This window comes from Saccharothrix violaceirubra, from assembly GCF_014203755.1.
Taxonomy (GTDB): Bacteria; Actinomycetota; Actinomycetes; order Mycobacteriales; family Pseudonocardiaceae; genus Actinosynnema; species Actinosynnema violaceirubrum.
In genome coordinates, this window is sequence record NZ_JACHJS010000001.1 from 7208325 (window position 1) to 7228180 (window position 19856).

Sequence of the window (19856 nt, forward strand, 5' to 3'; positions counted from 1 at the left end):
CATGCACTGGACCGAGCTGGTGGTGTTCTCGTCCCTGTTCCTGCTGGTCACGGTACTGGGCTTCGTGGCTGCCCGGTGGCAGCGCGGCAGCACGCTCGACCACCTCGACGAATGGGGCCTGGGCGGGCGGAAGTTCGGCTCGTGGATCACGTGGTTCCTGGTCGGCGGCGACATCTACACCGCCTACACGTTCGTCGCCGTGCCAGCGTTGGTGTTCGGCGCCGGTGCGTTGGGCTTCTACGCGTTGCCTTACACCATCGTGCTGTACCCGATCGTCTTCCTTCCGTTGGTACGCATGTGGTCGGTGTCGCGTGTGCACGGCTATGTGACGCCGGCGGACTTCGTGCGCGGCCGGTACGGGTCGCACTGGTTGGCGTTGATCGTGGCGCTGACCGGGATCGTGGCGACGATGCCTTACATCGCGCTCCAGCTCGTGGGGCTCGAAGCCGTGCTGCGGACCATGGGGCTCAACGGGTCCGGCATCCTCGGGCACGCGCCGCTGTTCATCGCCTTCGTGATCCTCGCGCTGTACACGTACCAGTCCGGGCTGCGGGCGCCCGCGTTGATCGCGTTCGTCAAGGACATCCTGATCTACGTGGTCATCCTGGTCGCCGTGATCTACCTGCCCGCGAAGTTCGGCGGGTGGGGCTCGGTCGTGGACAGCGCGCAGGAGAAGTTCGCGGCCACGCCCAACCCCAACGACGGCGTGCTGCTCAGTGCGAACAACCAGCTCCAGTACGCCACGTTGGCGCTCGGGTCGGCGTTGGCGCTGTTCCTGTACCCGCACTCGCTCACCGGCATCCTCGCGTCGCGCGGGCGTGGCGTGATCAAGCGGAACATGGTGGCGCTGCCCGCGTACTCGCTGCTGCTGGGCCTGCTGGCGCTGATCGGGTTCGTGGCGATCCCGGCCGGGGTCAAGGCGATCACCAACCAGGCCACCGGCCAGCCGGACACGAACACGATCGTGCCGGTGCTGTTCGCGCAGGAGTTCCCGTCGTGGTTCGCCGGGATCGCGTTCGCGGCGATCGGCATCGGCGCGCTGGTGCCCGCCGCGATCATGTCCATCGCGGCGGCGAACCTGTGGACGCGCAACATCTACAAGGAGTACGTGAACCGCAAGGCCACGCCCGCGCAGGAGGCCAAGCAGGCGAAGATCGCTTCGCTGGTGGTGAAGTTCGGCGCGGTGGCGTTCATCGTGCTCATCGACCCGGCGTTCTCGATCGACCTCCAGCTCATGGGCGGCGTGATGATCCTCCAGACGCTGCCCGCCGTGGCGATCGCGCTCTACACGCGGTGGTTCCACGTGTGGGGCCTGATCACGGGCTGGCTCGTCGGCATGACGTGGGGGATCTCCCTGCTGTACTCGATCCCCGGCGCGGACAAGGTCAAGAAGCCGCACTTCGGCGGGTCGGCGTTGGCGCTGGACAAGGTGTCGCTGCTCGGCTGGCACCCGTTCGCCGGGTCGACCGTGCAGATCTACGTCGGCGCGGTGGCGTTGATCGCGAACCTGCTGGTTGCCGCGGCGGTGACGGTGGTGGCGAAGCGGCTGCGCGCCAACAACGGCACCGACCGGACCAACCCGGAGGACTACCACGCGGACGAGGACGCGAAGCACCTCAAGCCCGTGGCGGCGCCGCACTGAGCACCAGCGCGGCGGCGCCGACCAGGCCCGCCCGGTTCCCCAACCGGGCGGGCGCCACCCGGAGTGAGTCCAAATAGGACAGTCCGGCGTGGTCGGCGACGGCGGCGCGCACCGGGTCGAGGAGGAGGTCCCCGGCCTGGGCCACGCCGCCGCCGACCACGGCCAGGTCCAGGTCGCACACGGCGGCCGTGGCGACGATCGCCAGTCCGACCGCGCGCCCGGCCCGGTCGAAGGCGGCCTTCGGCAGCTCCTCACCGGCCAACGCGGCGGCGGCGAGCAGGGCGGCGTCCGCGTTCTCCGGCGCCTGCCAGCCTTTCCGCCGCGCCCAGTCGACCATGCGGGGGCCGCCGGCGACCGTCTCCACGCAGCCACGCCCGCCGCACGCGCACGGCTCGCCGTCCGGTTCGACGACGACATGGCCGACATGACCGGCGTTGCCCGTGCGTCCGCCGTAAGGACGGCCGTCGAGCACCAAGCCGCCGCCCACGCCCGTGGAAACGACCAGTCCGAGCAGGAACCGGCTGTCCCCGGCGCCGAACCGGTGCTCGCCCAGGGCCATGCACGCGCCGTCACCCGCGAGTTCCACCGGGACGTCGGGCACCAGTGCGCGGACCTGGTCGCGCAGCGGGAACCGTTGCCACGCGGTCACGTTGATCGGGCTCGCGGTACCGGCCGTCGTGTCGACCGGACCGGCGCACGCGATGCCGACACCGGACACCGACGTGCCGTCCAGCGTCTCCTCGACGACCTCGGCCACGACCGGCCAGACGTCCACCGCGGGAGTGGACCGGCGGACGAACCGCCGGGTCGCGCCCGCGCCGTCGACCAGCGCACCCGCGATCTTCGTACCGCCGACGTCCAGCGCCAGCACGACCTCGCCCGTCAACGCTTGAGCATCCGCGTCATGCCGGCGGCCACGGTCGTGGCCAGCACCCAGCCCATGACGATCAGGCCGGACGCGATCCACTGCGAGGCGCCCGGCGTCTGCCAGCGGTTCTTGTTGCCGAAGTCCACGATGGGCACGACCAGGTCGATCGTGAACAGCCACGCGTTCCACGGCAGCGTGTCGTCGGAGTTGATCTCGTCGAGCGGGTCGTGGAACTGGAACCACAGGCTGCCCAGCACCCACAGCACCACCAGCCACGCCAACGCCCGTGCCGGGCGGTAGCCGTAACCGACCATGGACCGCTGCAACCAACTCCAGACGAGCACGAGCGGTTTGAGCGGCTTACGGCCCTCGGCCACCGCGCGGTACCGCAGGCGCTGCTTCTCGACCAGCACCAAGGCCGCGTGCTCGTCGTTGCCGCCCGCGCGCAACATGGCCGCGAACTGGTCGTAAGGGCCGGGCCGGTACGTGCGGCGCATCGCCGACCGCAGCCAGCGCAGGCGGCGCAGCACCTCCTCGTCGTCGCGCAGGTCGATGGGGTGGCGCAACGAGTCGTAGCCGAACTCCTCCAGGTCGATCCAACCGGTGGCGTTCCAGAACTGCTCGTTGTCGTCCAACGACGTGCAGCGGACCTGCCGCAACGTCACGTCGCCGCGCGGCGGGCTGATCACGGTCAGCACCAGCTCCTGAACCTGCATGCCCAACGCGTTGAGCGCGTGGCTGTCGAGCTTGTCGCCGAGCACGGCGCCCGCGAACGTCGCCATCCGGCCGACCTGCGCCCGCCGTGCCCGCACGCCGCCGTGCGCGACGAACTCCTTGGGACCGCGTGCGCAGATCAGGTCGCGGCCGATCACCGCGCCGCCCAGGTCGAGCGACGGCTTTCCCGCCGGCTGGTGGCGGTAGCGGCCGGGGCTGGTGATCCGGCTGCCGCGCAGGTCGAGGTTCGCGCCGACGGTCACGCCACGCACCTCGATGCCGCCGGCGACCTCGACCTCGCGCAACGTCAGGTTGCTGCCGATCCGGGAGCGGTTGCCCAGCACGGCGTCCGCGCGCGGGTTGTCGATCGTGGACCCGTCGAGCGTGAGGCTGCCCTTGACCGCGATGTCGACCATGCGCACCTGGCCGCGCAGGTACGCCTGGCGGCCGATGATGTCGCCGCCGATCTGGGCGCCGTCCAGGTGCAGGGCCCGGCCGTAGCCGACCGGGTCGTTGGTCGGCGCGCTCTTCACCGCGTCGAACCGGCCGCCGGACAGGGTGAGCGTGCCGCCGAGCCCGGCGTTGACCATGCGGACCGTGCCCGCGCTGTCGAAGCCCTGGTCGAGCTGGACGTCGCCGGTCACCGTGATGCGGTCGAGCACGAGCGGCGCGGCCGGGTCGCCGTGCGGGTCCGCCGCGCTCTCCGGGTCCACGCGGCCGTCGGCCAGGGCCGTGCCGCGCAGCGTCAGCTTCGAGCTGACGCGGGCACTGGAGAGCTGGACCGTGCCCAGGACGGTGCTCTCGGACAGGACCAGGCTACCGCCGACCTCCAGGCCGGTGCCGTTCACCGAGTGGAATGTCGGATTGTTCAATAGGCTGTGCGAGAAGTTGCAGTTGCCGCCGATCCGGGCACCGGCCAGGCGCAACTCGCCCTCCACGGTCACCCGCCGGGCCAGCAGCGCACCCGCGAGCTTGAGCCGGTCGGCGTGCAGGGCCAGTTCGCCCACGTGGCACAGCGTCGCGTCCTGGAGGTCGAGCGAGCCCTGCACGTCCGCGTCGGTCAGGTCCACGCAGCCCTCGACCGTGCTGTGCGCGAGCGACACCTCGTTCGCGCAGCTCAGGTTGCGGCCGAGCAGTCCGGGCAGCCGGCAGCCGGTGAACGCGATGCCCGCGAGATTGCCTTGTCGCAGGTCAGGGGCGTACTCGAAGCGGCAGCGGACGAACTCCAGCAGGTACGGGAAGTCGACCGCGCGCAGGTCGAGCACGCCCGTGACGAACCGGTCGACGACCTTGATCACGGGTGCCTTGTCGGGTTTGCGCAACGGCAGCCGCCACGACCCGTCGTCGCCGACACCGCGCACGATGTCGGCCGCGGCGAGACGGAATTCGCGTGGCGGGCTGGGGTCGAACACGTCCAGCCCGCGCACGCCGTTCTCCGTCATGTGATCGACAATGCGTCCGCCCGCACCGGAACGCAAGGTTCAGGCGGGCGGTTGTTCCCAGTGGACCGGGTCCAGCACGCGGGCCAGGAACGTCTTCGTCCGCTCCTGCGTCGGCGTGCCGATGACCTGCTCGGCCGGGCCTTCCTCGACCACGACGCCGCCGTCCATGAACAGCACCCGGTCGGCCACCTCGCGGGCGAACTGCATCTCGTGCGTGACCACGAGCATGGTCATGCCCTCGTCGGCGAGCTGGCGCATCACCGTGAGCACGTCGCCGACCAGCTCGGGGTCGAGCGCCGACGTCGGCTCGTCGAACAGCATCACCGACGGGTCCATCGACAGCGCCCGTGCGATCGCCACCCGCTGCTGCTGCCCGCCGGAGAGCTGGGCGGGCATGGCGCCGATCTTGTCGGACAGGCCGACGCGCTCCAGGTTGCGCCGGGCGATCCCGGTGGCCTCGGCCGCGGACCGCCCGAGCACCTTGCGCTGGGCGACCGTGAGGTTGTTGAGCACGTTGAGGTGCGAGAACAGGTTGAAGCCCTGGAACACCATGCCGATGCCGGTGCGCGCCTTGTCGATGTCGGCGTCCGGGTCGGTCAGCTCGACGTCGTTGACGACGACCTTGCCGGCCGTGGGCTCCTCCAGCAGGTTCACGCACCGCAGCAACGTGGACTTGCCCGAACCGGACGGGCCGATGATGCACACGACGTTGCCGCGCTCGACCGTGAGGTCGATGCCCCTGAGCACCTCAAGATCGCCGAAAGCCTTCTTCAACCCGGTGATCTCGACCGCGATGTCGGTCATGACACCCCTCCGTCGACGCTGATCTTCTTGCCGCCGGTCCGCCGTTCCAGGCGCCGGGACAGGTGGCCCAGCGGCAGCGTGATGATCAGGTAGCTCAGGCCCGCGACGACCAGCGGGGTGATCGACGGCGAGCGGCTGAGCGCCTCGCGGCCGAACTTGGTCAGCTCGTACTGGTCGCGGGCCACGCCCAGCAGGTAGATCAGCGAGGAGTCCTTGGTCAACAGGATCAGCTCGTTGGTCAGTGGCGGCAGGACGATCCGGAACGCCTGCGGGATCACGACCGTCAGGTTGGTGCGCAACGGGGACATGCCCAGCGACCGGGCCGCCTCGATCTGCCCCTTCGGCACGGCCTGGATGCCCGCGCGGATCGTCTCGGCCATGTACGCCGCGCCGACGCCGCCGAGCGCGATCATCACCGTGGACAGCAGGTCGAACTGGATCTGGAACGCGATCGGGGCGCCGAAGTAGACGGCGATGAACACCAGCAGCGCGGGGACGCCGCGCATGATCTCGATGTAGACGATCGCGATCCACCGGTACGGCGCGACCGACGACAGCCGCATCAGTGCCAGGAGCAGGCCCAGCAGCAGGCCGAAGCCGAAGCCGACGGCCGTGTAGACGACCGTGTTCTTCAACGCCACGGTGATGACCTCCGGGAACATCGACTTGATGCTCTCGGTGTTGAAGAACGCCTTGCGCAACTGTCCCCAGTCGGCGATCGCCGCGGCCACGACGACGACCAGCACGAGCACGCCGTACTGGCCACCGCGCAGGTAGCGGGCGCGCTGACGCTTGGAAAGAGCCATGGTGTGGATTCCTCGCGGGAGGAGAGAGCGGGGCCGGAGGTCGTCCGGCCCCGGTGGTCAGCCGGTCACTTGTTCGCCGGCTTCTTGCCGAACCACTTCTCGTAGAGCTTGTCGTACTCGCCGCTGGTCTTGGCCTTCTTGAGGACGTCGTTCACCTTGGTCAGCAGCGCGGTGTTGCCCTTGCGCACGGCGATGCCGTACTCCTCGCCGGTGTCGAACTCCTTGGTGACCTCGGTCTCCGGGAACTCCTTGGCGTAGTCGAACAGCACGCCGTTGTCGTTGATGGCCGCGTCGACCGCGCCGGTGCGCACGGCGGCCTCCATCAGCGGGAGGTCCTCGAACTGGATCACGGTGTAGCCGTGGGTCGCGGCGTTGTCGTTGGCGTACTTCTCGCCGGTCGTGTCCTGCTGGACGCCGATCTTCTTGCCCTTCAGCCCGGACAGGTCGGTGATGCCCGACCCCTTCTTGACCAGGAGGGCCTGCGAGGCGTCGAAGTACGGCTCGGAGAAGTCGATCACGGCGGCGCGTTCGGCCGTGATGGTCATGCCGGCCGCCGCGACGTCGCACTTGTTGGTGCTGAACGTCGTGCCGGACGTGATCGTCTCGAACGGGGTGTCGAAGATCTTCTGCGTGACGCCGAGTTCCTTGGCGACCAGATTGACCAGGTCGACGTCGAAGCCGACTGTCTTGTCGCCCTCGCTGTACTGGAACGGCTTGTACGACAGGTGCGTGCAGGTGGTCAGCTTGCCCGCTTCGACCAGCTTGATGCCGGCGGCCGGGTCGACCGGGGCCGTGTCGAGCTTGGTCGCACAGGCCGCGAGCGACGCGGTGAGGGCGAGCACCGGGATCAGGGCGAACGCGGTGTGCCTGGTTCGACGGGCCACAGGGCGTCACTCCTCGTAACTATGGTTGGCGAGTGGCTCGGATAGTGCCACCCGGAGGTGGTGATGCACAGCACGTGCGTGTTACAGGCCGTTCAGTCCTGCGAATAGTGCGTCACACGCCCCGTTCGGGCGCAATTCGTCCTCTCATTTGGTTTGCGTCACACTGCGTGACCACTCTGATCACTGTTGACGTGAAGTTCTGTCACTGTGAGCGAAAGCCGAGGTTCCACGTGGAACCTCGGCTTTCGGTGACCTTCGTCAGCGCTCTGCGTGTGCGGCCAGCACCAGTGCCACCGCTTCGGTGACGCGCGCGGCGTGCGCGAGGTGCAACCACTCGTCGGGCACGTGGCAGTTGCTGTCCGGACCGACCGCGCCGGTCACCAGGAACTGGGCGGCCGGGTACGCCTCGTGCAGCAGGCCCATGAACGGGATCGAGCCGCCCAGCGACACCGTCCGCCACGGCCCGCCGAAGATCTCCTCGCCCGCGCGGTCCAACGTCGAGCGCAGCCACGGCGCGAGGTCGGGCGCGTTCCAGCCGGCCGCGTGCTCGACCCGGCTCAGCGTGACCTCGGCGCCGTAGGGCACGTCCTCGGTCAGCGTGCGGCGGACGGCGTCGAGCGCCTTCTCCGAGTCGACCGTCGGCGGCAGGCGGAAGCTCAGCACCAGGGTCGTGAACGGGCGCAGCACGTTGCCCGCGTCGTCCGGCGCGGGCAGGCCGTCGGCGCCGGTGATCGACAGCGTCGGCCGCCAGCCGGCGTTGAGGGCCAGTTCCAGCTCGTCGTCGACGACCGGGCGGGTGTCGCCCGCCCACGGGACGGTGGCGGTCTGCGCGCCCGGCGCGCTGGCCACGGCGTCCCGGGCCTCGGCGATCCGGTGCTCGGGGATCGCGGCGTGCAGCTCGGGCAGCAGGACCCGCCCGGTCGCGGAGTCCTCCAGCCGGTCGAGCAGTTGCCGGGCGATCCGGAACGAGCTGGGCACGACGCCGCTGGCCATGCCCGAGTGCAGGCCGCCGTGCACGACGCGCACGGTCAGCGTGACCTGGGTCAGCCCGCGCAACGACGTGGTCAGCCACATCCGGTCGTAGTCGTTGCCGCCCGAGTCAAGGCACACGACCAGCGAGACGTCGCCCAGGCGCGGCTTGAGGTGCTCCAGGTAGGCGGGCAGGTCCGGGCTGCCGGACTCCTCGCCGGTCTCCAGCAGGACCACGGCCCGCGAGTGCGTGCCGCCGGCCGCGCGGACGGCCTCGATCGCGGCCACGGCCGCGTACCCGGAGTAGCCGTCGTCGGCCGAGCCGCGGCCGTAGAGGCGGCCGTCGCGGACGACCGGCTGCCACGGGCCAAGGCCCTCGCCCCAGTTCGCCACCGGCGGCTGCTTGTCCAGGTGGCCGTAGAGCAGGACGGTGTCGGTCGTGCCGGCGGTGGCCGGGATGTCGACCAGCAGGACGGGCGTGCGTCCGGGCAGCCGGACGACCTCGACGGTCGCGCCGGGCAGGTCGCGACCGGCCAGCCAGGCGCGGACGTGCTCGATCGCCGCGTCGAGGTGGCCGTGCTCCTGCCACGCCGGGTCGAACGCGGGCGAGATCGCGGGTACCGCGATCAGCTCGGACAGGCTGGGCACGATGTCGGCGTCCCAGAGGTCACGGACGGTACGGGTCAGCGCAGATCGGTCCACGCGCCGATCCTGTCACGCCGATCCGCCCGGACCGACCCGCCGACCGGCCTGCTCGGACGTCCGACTGTCGAACGACCTACGCCGGTGTGGCTGGGGAATGGGCGCAGTGGAGAACCGTGCGGTGGAGTGTGCGTGCGGGCGGTGGCCGACCGTGGTGGGGTGACCGAAGGTTTTCGGCCGCGGTCGGATGTCGGAGGCGTCGTCGTGTTCGGTGGGTGGGAGCGGTCCGCGAGTGGACCGCCTTCTGGAACGCACAGTGCCGCCGATGGTCGGGCGTCCACGGTTACGCCGTCCGCCGACGTGGGAATTCCCCTCGGGAAGGCACTGTCCCGTGTACACGGAGCGTCGTTAACGATCGGTAACCGGGACACCGGCGTCCGCTGGACGAACGGCCTACTCGGGCCACCGAAGATAGGCCGTCCAACCGTTATGCCTGTTCAGACGGTTGCGGGCTGTGTTACGAAGTGGGACGGGGCTCACCATTCCGGGTGATGCCATGTCAGGATGTGGATGAGAACACCGCCAGCGCCGACGGTTTGCCGACCCCCTCACGAGGGTGGCGGCGACTGGCGGTGCCGCCGCGCACGATCGTCACGAGCGATCGGGCCGGCGTCGTAGACGAGGAGCCAAGGCGCATGTCGTCCCCAGAACAATGGACGGGCAGCGGGCCGGAATCCGCACCGGCCGCGACCGCCGCCCCCACGGCCGAACAGGTGATCGCAGGCTTGCGAGCGACAGACGAGGGCGGCGCCGACCTGGTGCAGCTGCTCACCCCCGAGGGCGAGCGCGTCCGGCATCCCGACTTCGACATCGACATCACGCCCGAGGAACTGCGCGGCCTGTATCGGGACATGGTCCTGGTCCGCCGCGTCGACCGCGAGGCCAACGCGTTGCAGCGCAAGGGACAGCTCGGCCTCTGGGTGCCGCTGCTGGGCCAGGAGGCCGCGCAGATCGGCGCCGGTCGTGCGCTCAAGCCCCAGGACCAGGTCTTCCCGAGCTACCGCGAGCACGGCGTCGCCTGGTGTCGGGACATCCCGCCGGTCGACCTGCTGAGCATCTTCCGCGGCACGGACAACTGCGCCTGGGACCCGATCAAGCACAAGTTCCACCCGTACACGATCGTCATCGGCAACCAGGTCCTCAACGCGACCGGGTACGCCATGGGCCAGCGGTTCGACGGCAAGGTCGGCGACCCCGACGGCGAGGCGACGATCTGCTTCTTCGGCGACGGCGCCACCAGCCAGGGCGACGTGCACGAGGGCTTCGTGTGGGCGGCGGTCTACGACGCGCCGGTGGTGTTCTACTGCCAGAACAACCAGTGGGCGATCTCCGAGCCCACCGAGCGCCAGTCCCGACTGCCGCTCTACCACCGCGCGCGCGGCTACGGCTTCCCCGGCATCCGGGTCGACGGCAACGACGTGCTCGCGTGCCTCGCGGTCTCGCGTTGGGCGCTGGAGGAGTGCCGCAACGGCAACGGCCCGGTGCTCATCGAGGCGTTCACCTACCGCATGGACGCCCACACCACGTCCGACGACCCCTCCCGCTACCGGCTCTCCGAGGAGCTGGAGGTGTGGAAGCTCAAGGACCCGATCGAGCGGGTCAAGGTCCACCTGGTCAAGCAGCAGTGGGCGGACCAGGACTTCTTCGACTCCGTCGAAGCGGAGTCGGAGCAGGTCGCGATCGAACTGCGCGACAAGTGCGTGAACCTGCCCGACCCGAGCGCGGAGAGCATCTTCGGCAACGTCTACGCCGAGGGCAACCCCGTCCTCGAAGCGCAGCGCGACGAGTTCCTGGCGTACCACGCCGGTTTCGCGGGAGGCGAGCACTGATGGCCGCACCGACGGTGGACCGTCCGACCGACGCCGGACCGGCGGCCGTGCGGACGTTGACCCTGGCCAAGGCCCTGAACACGGGTCTGCGCACGGCGATGGAGAACAACCCCAAGGTCATCGTCATGGGCGAGGACGTCGGCAAGCTCGGCGGCGTCTTCCGAATTACCGACGGTCTCCAGAAGGACTTCGGCGAACAGCGCGTGCTGGACACGCCGCTGGCCGAGTCGGGCATCATCGGCACGGCGGTCGGCCTCGCGATCCGGGGCTACCGACCGGTGTGCGAGATCCAGTTCGACGGCTTCATCTTCCCCGGCTTCGACCAGATCGTGAGCCAGGTCGCGAAGCTGCACTACCGCACGTCGGGCCGGGTCAAGCTGCCGCTGGTCATCCGCGTGCCCTTCGGCGGCGGCATCGGCGCGGTCGAGCACCACTCCGAGTCGCCCGAGTCGTACTTCGCGCACACCGCCGGCCTCAAGGTCGTCTCGTGCTCGAACCCGTCGGACGCCTACTGGATGATCCAGCAGGCCATCGACTGCGACGACCCGGTGCTGTTCTTCGAACCCAAGCGCCGGTACTACGAGAAGGGCGAGGTCGACACCGCATCGACCACCACGCCGCTGTTCTCGTCGCGTGTGCTGCGTGAAGGTACGGACGCCACGCTCGTCGCGTACGGGCCGATGGTCCGTACGGCGCTGGAAGCCGCGTCGGCCGCCGCGGAGGAAGGGCACAGCCTCTCCGTGATCGACCTGCGGTCCCTGTCGCCGTTGGACCTGGGACCGGTGTACGAGTCGGTGCGGCGCACGGGACGCCTGGTCGTCGTGACCGAGGCGCCGAGCGAATCGTCGATCTCCGGCGAGATCGCCACGAGGGTGCAGCAGGAGTGCTTCTACTCGTTGCAGGCACCGGTGTTGCGGGTGACGGGCTTCGACACGCCGTACCCGCCGTCGAAGTTGGAGGAGGAGTACCTCCCCGACCTCGACCGGGTCCTGCACGCCGTAGACCGCTCGCTGGCCTTCTAAGGGGAACGACCGTGCCGCAGTACCAGCAATTCCCCCTGCCCGACACGGCCGAGGGGCTCACCGAGGCGGAGATCCTGACCTGGCACGTGAAGCCGGGTGACACGGTCCGCGTCAACGACGTGTTCGTGGAGATCGAGACGGCGAAGGCCGCCGTGGAGTTGCCCTGTCCCTGGGACGGGGTGGTGACCGAACTGCTTGTGCAGGTCGGTCAGACGGTCGAGGTCGGTACGCCGATCATCACGATCGACGTGGATCCGGCGGGGGCCGCGGCTGTCGCCGCCCCGGCCGCCCCGGCTCCCGCGGTGAACGGGGCGGCGCCCGAGGCTGCCGCGCCGGTCGAGGAGCGGGTCGCGAACCTTGTCGGGTACGGGCCGCGTACGGGAGCGGCCAAGCGTCGGGCGCGCAAGGATGCCCCGGCTGCCGCTTCGGTGGCTGCTCCGGTTGTGCCGGCTGTTGTCGAGCCGCCTCGGGTCGAGGCGCCGGTGGTCACGCAGCACGTGGTCGTGGAGCCGGTGTCCGGTGGTTACGTGCCGTTGGCCAAGCCGCCGGTGCGGAAGTTGGCCAAGGACCTCGGGGTCGACCTGTACGGGATCACCGGGTCCGGGCCGGGTGGCGTGATCACCCGTGAGGATGTCGAGCAGGCGTTGACGGCTCCGGCTCCCGCGTCGGTCGAGGTCGTGGCCGGTGCCCGTGAGCGGCGGGTGCCGATCAAGGGTGTGCGCAAGGCCACGGCGCAGGCGATGGTCGACAGCGCGTTCACCGCGCCGCACGTGACCGAGTTCCTGACGGTCGACGTGACCCCGATGATGGAGTTGCGGGCCCGGTTGAAGAACTCGCCGGAGTTCCGGGACGTGAAGTTGACGCCGTTGGCGTTCGCGGCCAAGGCCGTGGTGTTGGCGGCTCGGCGCACGCCGGACGTGAACGCGGCGTGGGACGCGGCGGCGCAGGAGATCGTCTACAAGGACTACGTGCACCTGGGTATCGCGGCTGCGACGCCGCGTGGGCTGGTGGTGCCCAAGGTTCGTGACGCCGATCGGTTGTCGTTGCGGGAGTTGGCCATCGCGTTGGACGAGTTGGCGACCGTCGCGCGGAACGGGAAGACGACGCCGGCGGACATGGTCGGCGGGACGATCACCATCACGAACGTGGGTGTGTTCGGGGTGGACACGGGGACGCCGATCATCAACCCCGGTGAGGTGGCGATCCTCGCGTTCGGGGCGATCCGGGACATGCCCTGGGTGGTGGACGGGCAGGTCGTGCCGCGCAAGGTCTGCCAGTTGGCGTTGAGCTTCGACCACCGGGTGGTGGACGGGCAGCAGGGGTCGCGGTTCCTGGCCGACGTCGGTGCTCTTCTCGCCGATCCCGGGGTGGCCCTGACGTACTGAGGTTCGGGCCCGCCCGGCAACACCGGGCGGGCCGCCGCCAAAGCGGACCACCAGTCACCTTCAACCACCCCCTCCGCACACCCGCGAGTTATACGTTCAGACACCGCGAGTCGTGCGTTCGGACACCGCGAAATGTGCACTCAGGCACCCCGTTCGGGTGATCGGTGATCCTCTTCCCCCGTTGCGCGAGTCCTCCACTCAGGCACCCCGAGTTACGCGCTCAGGCACCGACGATGGGCGTGGCAGCGTTATCGCACTTGAATCTCCAGTCACTGGAAGGTCCAGGGTGGGTCCCGTGGCGCACTACTCGATCGGCGAACTGGCGCGATTGGCCGGGTTGTCCACCAGGACCGTCCGGTTCTACTCCGACGCGGGGCTTGTCCCACTCGCGGGCAGGACCTCGGGCGGGTTTCGCACCTACGACGTCGACGGGTTGGCGCGGCTCAAGTTGGTGCGCACGTTGCGTGATCTCGGTGTCGACCTGCCGACCACGCGGCGTGTGCTGGCTCGCGAGGTGTCCGTCGCCGAAGTGGCACGGGCGCACGCGGAGGCCGTCGACGCGCAGATGCGCACGTTGCGGTTGCGGCGGGCGGTGTTGCGGGTCGTGGCCCGACACGGGGAGGTGGAGATGGTGCACGAGTTGGCGCGGCTCTCGGAAGAGGAGCGGCAGGCGATCCTGGACGACTTCTTCGACGAGGTGTTCGGGGGGTTCGACCTCGATCCCGGGTTCTCGCAGACCATGCGGTCCGTCCGGGTCGAGTTGCCGGACGATCCGAGCGCCGAGCAGTTGGAGGCGTGGATCGAACTGGCCAACCTGGTGCGCGACCCGGACTTCCGGGAGTCGATCAAGACCATGTCGCGGCGGCACGCGGAGTTGCGTGCGGCCGGTGAGGACATGAGTGGTGGTGGGCAGGCGCAGCGTGCGGCGTTCGAGTTCGCCATGGGCAAGGCCCGGGAGGCGCTCGACGCCGGGGTCGACCCCGCGTCCGAGCGGGCTGCCACCGTGGTGTCCGAGATCGACCGGCGGTGGAGCGAGACGCTCGGTCTTCCGGTCGGGCCGGAGTTGGCGGCGCGGTTGGCAGAGTTCGGCGATCCACGCGCCGAGCGGTACTGGGTGTTGTTGGCCCGGATCAACGGGTGGCCTCCGGTGCCCGACACGAGTGCCGAGCGGGCCTGGCTCGCTTCGGCCGCACGGTGAGCGAAGGGCGGACCCCGGGCGGGTCCGCCCTTCGGCGGTTACAGGGGTCCTCCGTACGCCCTAGCGTCTTCCGCATGGCCCGCGTGTTCGTCAGTTACGCCATGAAAGACCGATTCGTCGCCCGTGACATCGCCGACCGGCTGACGCGGCTGGGCACGGACGTGTGGACGTCCGACCAGCTCGAGATCGGGGACGACCTGTCGTCGAAGATCGAGCAGGAGTTGGCCGCCGCGAGCGTGCTGGTCGTCCTCATCACGCGGGACAGCCTGCGGTCCCACTGGGTCACCAGCGAGTGGACGCGGGCGATGGCCGACGCCAAGCGCGTGATCCCGGTGCTCTACGAGGTCTCGTTCGACGAGTTGCCCCCCGGCCTTGCCACGCGTCAGGGGCTGAAGGTCGAGAACGGCGACATCGACGGTGTGGCGCGCAGCATCCACGAGGTCGTCTCGCGGATGTCGTCGGCGCCGGCGCCGAAGCTGGCCGAGGACAGCCGGGCACTGGTCGTCCGGGCCGCCGTGGAAGAGGTACTGGCCGATCTCGGCTACCGGCCGGGCGTGCCCAAGGTCGAGGAGGGGCCGGTCGTGGACGACAAGTTGGTCTTCGTGGTCATCTCGTACGAGGAGAAGATGGAGCCGGTCTACGAGGCGATCGAGGCCGCCGCCTCGGCTGTCGGCCTGAAAGCGTTGCGGCTCAAGGACGTGCACGACGACTTCCGGATCACCGAGCAGATGTTGAAGATGATCCGCGAGGCCCGGTTCGTCGTCGCCGACCTGACCGACGAGAAGCAGAACGTCTACTTCGAACTCGGGTACGCGCGGGGGCTGGGCAAGAAGGTCATCACCATCGCCCACCAGCAGACGAAGATCCACTTCGACGTCTACGACTGGGTCTACATCCCGTACCTGGACTCGCGGCCGTTGGAGCGCAAGCTCGTCGACCGGTTCAGGATCGAGTTGGAGCGGGACGCGACCTGACCGGCCCCGGGGCGGCGCGGTGCCCCAAGGCCGGTCCGCGGTCCGCTAGTACTCGATCGACCAGGACGAGCCGTCGAAGGCCGCCTGTGCGTGGTCGACGCCGGCGGGGAAGGTCAGCGCGGCCTTGGTGTTGATGCCCATCGTGCTCATCATCTGACCCTGTTCGAACGTGCCCGTGCCGATCCACAGCTGCGGCGCGTAGCCGAAACCCTGCTGCGTGCTGGGCTGCACGTTGGTGATGAACGTGCCCAGGCCGTCGATGCCGACGCCGACGTTGCCGGAGAACGGCGGCAGGTCGTCGTCCTGCCGGATGAGCAGCGTCCCGGGCGGGCCGGGGCGGGCGTCGACGAGCTGGAGGTGCCCGTCGACCAGTGCCAGCGTGATCTGGTTGGACACGCCGGGCACGGCGTCGAGGATCTGCACCGGGTCGTAGTTCTCGCCCGGTCCGAGCTGTCCCTGCGCGCCGAGCACGAAGTTCAGCGTGTAGGTCCAGCCGAACGAGATCGCCTGCTGCGGCACGAGTCGAAGCGACCGCCACACCAGGGTCGTGACGGGCTGTCCGCCGCCCATCGAGGCGAAGAGCATGACGTTGATCTCGGCGGTCGAATCGTTGGAGACGGCGAGGTTGAACTGCTGACCGATCGGCGGTGCGACCGCGGCACTCGATTCCACAGTGGACATGACAATGCCCTCTCTCCCGCTGGAGCCGGTCGCGGAACCGCGACCGACGACGACGCTAGTCCGATATGGACAGTCCGGAAACACCTGTCGCCCGACCGTGCGACACGGCCGCGCGAACGGCGGCAGTGGGCGGGTGGTTGGACGCCGTAACGTATCGGGAATTCCATATCAAATCCTTCTATGGGATGATGTGAATCCCTGATCGGGTGACAAAGTCTGGGGCATCCACATCTTCGATTCAGACATCGACGATGTCGTCCGGCGCGATCTTGTCGCCGTTCTCCCGTCGGAATAGTTTTCTCCACGAGCCGGTACCGATGGCCGGAGGGAATTCCCGACGAAAGGATTGTCGTGTCTCGTGCTGCCCTGGGCGCGGAACTGGACGTGGCGGTGGTCGGCGCCGGTCCGCGCGGGCTTTCCGTCCTGGAGAGGATCGTGGTCCGGTCCGCCGGACGCGCAGGTCGCGTGCGGATCTGGCTGTTCGAGCCGGGCGAGGCCGGTGCCGGTCGGATCTGGCGCACCGACCAGAGCGACCTGTTCCTGATGAACACCGCCGCCGGCGAGGTGAGCGCGTTCTCGGCCGCCGCCGACGACGGTCCGGTGCGGGCCGGATTCGGCCCGTCGTTCGCGGAATGGCTCGCCGCGCACCCGGACCGATCTGATCTCGGGCCGAATGATTACGCGCCGCGTCCCGTTTACGGCGAATACCTCAAATACGCGTACGAAGCCATTGTCCGGAACGCTCCCGCCCACGTCACCGTGCACCACGTGACCGAATCGGCGATCCGCCTGCACCGGCGCGACGGCCGTTCGGTCGTGGTCGGCGCGTACGGCACCGAGGTCGTCGCGGACAAGGTCGTGCTCACGACCGGCCACCCCGGCAACCGGCCCGACGAGACCGAGGTGGAGTTCCTCGACTTCGCCGCCGCGACCGGCACGCGCTACCTGCGCGGCGACTCGGCCGCCGACCTCGACCTCGACGCGATCGGGCCGGGCGAGCAGGTCGGCGTGATCGGCCTGGGACTCACGTTCTTCGACGTCATGGCCGCGGTGACGATCGGGCGCGGCGGCCGGTTCACCGCCGACGGCTACCTGGCCAGTGGTCGGGAACCGCACCTGGTCGCCGGGTCGCGCAGCGGCTTGGTCATGCTCGCCCGCGGTCGCAACCAGAAACCGCCGGACTACCGCTACCGCCCGGCGATAGCCACTCCCGAGGCGATCGTGGCGGCCCGACGTGCGGCGCAACGCGTCGACGGCTCGGCCCAGCTCGACTTCCGCGAGCAGGTGTTGCCCCTGCTGCGGCTGGAGGTCGACCACGTCTACTACACCGGCCACGTAAGGCTGAGGTACGGCGCCCAGGCCGCGCGGCTGTTCGCCGAACGACACCGCGCACTGCGCGCCACCACACCGGAACTGCTCGCCGAGTACGGGGTCGCCGACGTCGAACCCGTCGACCTCGCGGCGCTCGCCCGCCCGTTCGGCGACCGCGCGTTCACCGGGCCCGACCACTTCCACGCCGAGCTGCTCGACCTGCTCGGCCGCGACATCGCGCACGCCCACCGGGGCAACGTGGACGACCCGCTCAAGGCCGCCCTCGACATCCTGCGCGACATCCGCGGCAGCGTCCGCCAGGCCGTCGACTTCGCCGGGCTGCGTCCCCGGTCCCACCAGGACTTCCTCACGTGGTTCAACCCGATCAACACCATGGTCTCGGCCGGTCCGCCCGCGGTGCGCGTGGCCCAGGCGTGCGCGTTGATCCGGGCCGGCGTGCTGACGGTCATCGGTCCGGGCACCCGGATCACGACCGGCGCGGACGCGTTCGAGCTGTACTCGCCGCAGGTCGCCGGGTCGCGGCGGGTGGTCACCACGCTCGTCGACGCCCGCATCCCGCGTCCGGACCTGCGCGCCAACGCCGACCCGCTGATGGGCCGGCTGCTGTCCGACGGCCTGGTCACCGACCTGGTCAACACCGACCCGGTCAGCGGCGACCGGTTCACCGGCGGGGGGCTGGCCGTGACCCGCGCGCCGTTCCACGTGATCGACGCGAACGGCGTGCCCGACCCCGACCTGTACGCGCTGGGCGTGCCGACCGAGGACACCCGGTGGTTCACCCAGATCGGCAACGGGCGACCCGGCCCGTTGACCGGTTTCCACGCGGACGCCGACGCGTTGGCGGTCGACGTGCTCGACACCGGCCGCGCGGTCGTCGTGCTCACCGCGTGGACCCGCACCTTCGCCGACACCAGGAGCTGACATGGGCAACACCGAACGCTTCCGCCGCGCCCGTGACCTGCTGCTCGACCTCGGGCACGACCACGACGCCGCGTACGCGGAGTTCCGCTGGCCGGAGTTCACGGAGTTCAACTGGGCGTTGGACTGGTTCGACGCCATAGCCGCGGACAACCACCGCACGGCGTTGCACGTGGTTTCCGGCGACACCGGCGAGCGACTGTCCTATGTGGAGTTATCGCGACGGTCCAGCGTGGTGGCCAACGGTTTGCGCGCGCTGGGTGTCGAACGTGGCGACGCGCTGCTGGTCATGCTCGACAACCAGGTCGCGGTCTGGGAGACGATGATCGCGGCGATCAAGCTCGGCGCCGTGGTGATCCCGACGTTCACCACGGTGTCGGCCGCGGACCTGCGCGACCGCGTGACCCGCGCCGACGTCCGCCACCTGGTCACCACCTCCGACCTGGCCCGCTCGCTCGACCTCCCGCCGCACGTCACGCGGATCGCGGTCGGCGAACCGGTACCCGGCTGGCGGTCCTACGCGGACCTCGACGGCGCCGACGAGTTCGTGCCCGACGGTCCGACCAGGGCCGACGACCCGCTGTTCCTGTACTTCACCTCCGGCACGACCTCGCGCCCGAAGCTGGTCCGGCACACCCACGTCAGCTACCCGGTCGGCCACCTCAGCGGCATGTACTGGAACGGCGTGCGCCCCGGCGACGTGCACCTCAACGTGTCCGCGCCGGGCTGGGCCAAGCACGCGTGGAGCAGCTTCTTCGTGCCGTTCAACGCCGAGGCCACGCTGCTGTCGGCGAGCGCGGCCGACCCGGTCGAGCTGCTCGACCACCTGGTGGCGTACGAGGTCACGACGTTCTGCGCGCCGCCGACCGTGTGGCGCATGCTCATCCAGCACGACCTGCGACGGTGGTCGGTCCGGCTGCGCGAGGCGGGCAGCGTGGGCGAGCCGCTCAACCCCGAGGTGGTCGACCGGGTGCGGGCCGCGTGGGGCCTGACCGTGCGCGACGGCTACGGCCAGACCGAGACCACCGCGCAGATCGGCAACAGCCCGGCGTCGCGGGTGAAGCCCGGCTCGATGGGCAAACCGCTGCCCGGCTACGAGATCGTGCTCGTCGACCCGCACACCGGGCAGGTCGGCGACGAGGGCGAGATCTGCGTGGCGCTCGACCCGGTGCGGCCGGTGGGCGTGATGACCGGGTACGTGGACGACGACGAGAAGAACGCGCGGACGTTCGCCGACAACCGTTACCACACCGGGGACATCGGCCGGCGCGACGAGGACGGCCACCTGCACTACGTGGGCCGCACCGACGACGTGTTCAAGTCCTACGACCACCGGATCTCGCCCTTCGAGCTGGAGAGCGTGCTGCTGGCGCACGAGGCGGTCGCGGAGGCGGCCGTGGTGCCCGCGCCCGACCCGGTCGGGCTGGTGGTGCCGAAGGCGTTCGTGGCCCTGGCCGCCGGGTTCGAGCCGTCCGAGGAGACCGCGCGCCGGATTCTCGACCACACGCGCGAAAATCTCGCGCCGCACCAGTGGATTCGACGACTCGAATTCGCCGGACTGCCCAAGACGACCTCCGGGAAGATCCGCCGCGCGGAACTGCGCACGCGTACCGGCGGTGTCGAGTACCTGGCCGACCTGCCCGCCGGTGCCGCACCCGGTATCGGCTGACAAATCACACCGAGGAG

Annotated in this window: 15 protein-coding genes; 8 read left to right on the forward strand and 7 right to left on the reverse strand. The window is 69.8% G+C overall.

What is annotated here, in order from left to right; translation table 11 throughout:
• Position 1: 1 nt before the first annotated feature.
• Positions 2 to 1642 (forward strand): monocarboxylate uptake permease MctP, encoded by a 1641-nt coding sequence (mctP, locus tag F4559_RS33490; protein ID WP_184675063.1) that lies wholly within the window; start codon positions 2 to 4, stop codon positions 1640 to 1642.
• Here the strand turns inward: mctP and F4559_RS33495 are convergent.
• From F4559_RS33495 to F4559_RS33520, 6 genes are all read right to left on the reverse strand, one after another.
• Entirely contained in the window at positions 1617 to 2528 is a 912-nt protein-coding gene (locus F4559_RS33495; RefSeq protein WP_184675064.1) for an ROK family protein, read from the reverse strand. The two genes, mctP and F4559_RS33495, sit on opposite strands and share 26 nt — an antisense overlap.
• Positions 2525 to 4666, reverse strand: a complete 2142-nt coding sequence (locus F4559_RS33500) for a translocation/assembly module TamB domain-containing protein (RefSeq protein ID WP_184675065.1) — start codon at positions 4664 to 4666, stop codon at positions 2525 to 2527. Before F4559_RS33500 ends, F4559_RS33495 begins: the two co-directional genes overlap by 4 nt.
• 39 nt (positions 4667 to 4705) lie before the next feature.
• Positions 4706 to 5470 carry an amino acid ABC transporter ATP-binding protein gene (locus F4559_RS33505; RefSeq protein ID WP_184675066.1) on the reverse strand — a complete coding sequence of 255 codons (765 nt, stop codon included), beginning with the start codon at positions 5468 to 5470 and terminating at the stop codon, positions 4706 to 4708.
• Positions 5467 to 6276: an amino acid ABC transporter permease gene (locus tag F4559_RS33510; protein WP_184675067.1), complete on the reverse strand. Its 810-nt coding sequence runs from the start codon at positions 6274 to 6276 to the stop codon at positions 5467 to 5469. Before F4559_RS33510 ends, F4559_RS33505 begins: the two co-directional genes overlap by 4 nt.
• Positions 6277 to 6341: 65 nt before the next feature.
• Complete coding sequence (locus tag F4559_RS33515) at positions 6342 to 7160, reverse strand: ABC transporter substrate-binding protein (protein ID WP_184675068.1); 819 nt, start codon at positions 7158 to 7160, stop codon at positions 6342 to 6344.
• Between the two features lie 258 nt (positions 7161 to 7418).
• Positions 7419 to 8831 carry a M20/M25/M40 family metallo-hydrolase gene (locus tag F4559_RS33520; protein ID WP_184675069.1) on the reverse strand — a complete coding sequence of 471 codons (1413 nt, stop codon included), beginning with the start codon at positions 8829 to 8831 and terminating at the stop codon, positions 7419 to 7421.
• A 635-nt stretch (positions 8832 to 9466) separates the two neighbouring features.
• Between F4559_RS33520 and pdhA the strand changes: the two genes are divergently transcribed.
• From pdhA to F4559_RS33545, 5 genes are all read left to right on the forward strand, one after another.
• A complete protein-coding gene (gene pdhA / locus F4559_RS33525) occupies positions 9467 to 10660 on the forward strand; it encodes a pyruvate dehydrogenase (acetyl-transferring) E1 component subunit alpha (protein WP_184675070.1) in 1194 nt (397 codons plus the stop codon).
• Positions 10660 to 11682, forward strand: coding sequence for an alpha-ketoacid dehydrogenase subunit beta (locus F4559_RS33530; protein WP_184675071.1), 1023 nt, complete (start codon positions 10660 to 10662; stop codon positions 11680 to 11682). Before pdhA ends, F4559_RS33530 begins: the two co-directional genes overlap by 1 nt.
• Positions 11683 to 11693: 11 nt before the next feature.
• On the forward strand, positions 11694 to 13067 hold the full coding sequence (locus F4559_RS33535) for a dihydrolipoamide acetyltransferase family protein (protein ID WP_184675072.1): 1374 nt from the start codon (positions 11694 to 11696) through the stop codon (positions 13065 to 13067).
• 295 nt (positions 13068 to 13362) lie between these two features.
• Positions 13363 to 14265, forward strand: a complete 903-nt coding sequence (locus tag F4559_RS33540) for a helix-turn-helix domain-containing protein (RefSeq protein WP_184675073.1) — start codon at positions 13363 to 13365, stop codon at positions 14263 to 14265.
• Positions 14266 to 14339: 74 nt separating this feature from the next.
• On the forward strand, positions 14340 to 15239 hold the full coding sequence (locus tag F4559_RS33545; protein WP_184675074.1) for a toll/interleukin-1 receptor domain-containing protein: 900 nt from the start codon (positions 14340 to 14342) through the stop codon (positions 15237 to 15239).
• A gap of 45 nt (positions 15240 to 15284) precedes the next feature.
• Here the strand turns inward: F4559_RS33545 and F4559_RS33550 are convergent, their stop codons facing one another.
• On the reverse strand, positions 15285 to 15920 hold the full coding sequence (locus F4559_RS33550; protein WP_184675075.1) for a RhiA family protein: 636 nt from the start codon (positions 15918 to 15920) through the stop codon (positions 15285 to 15287).
• Positions 15921 to 16271: 351 nt separating this feature from the next.
• Between F4559_RS33550 and F4559_RS33555 the strand changes: the two genes are divergently transcribed.
• Both F4559_RS33555 and F4559_RS33560 read left to right on the forward strand, forming a co-directional pair.
• Complete coding sequence (locus tag F4559_RS33555; protein WP_184675076.1) at positions 16272 to 18173, forward strand: FAD/NAD(P)-binding protein; 1902 nt, start codon at positions 16272 to 16274, stop codon at positions 18171 to 18173.
• 1 nt (position 18174) lies between these two features.
• Entirely contained in the window at positions 18175 to 19839 is a 1665-nt protein-coding gene (locus tag F4559_RS33560) for an AMP-binding protein (RefSeq protein ID WP_184675077.1), read from the forward strand.
• The last annotated feature ends 17 nt before the right edge of the window (positions 19840 to 19856 follow it).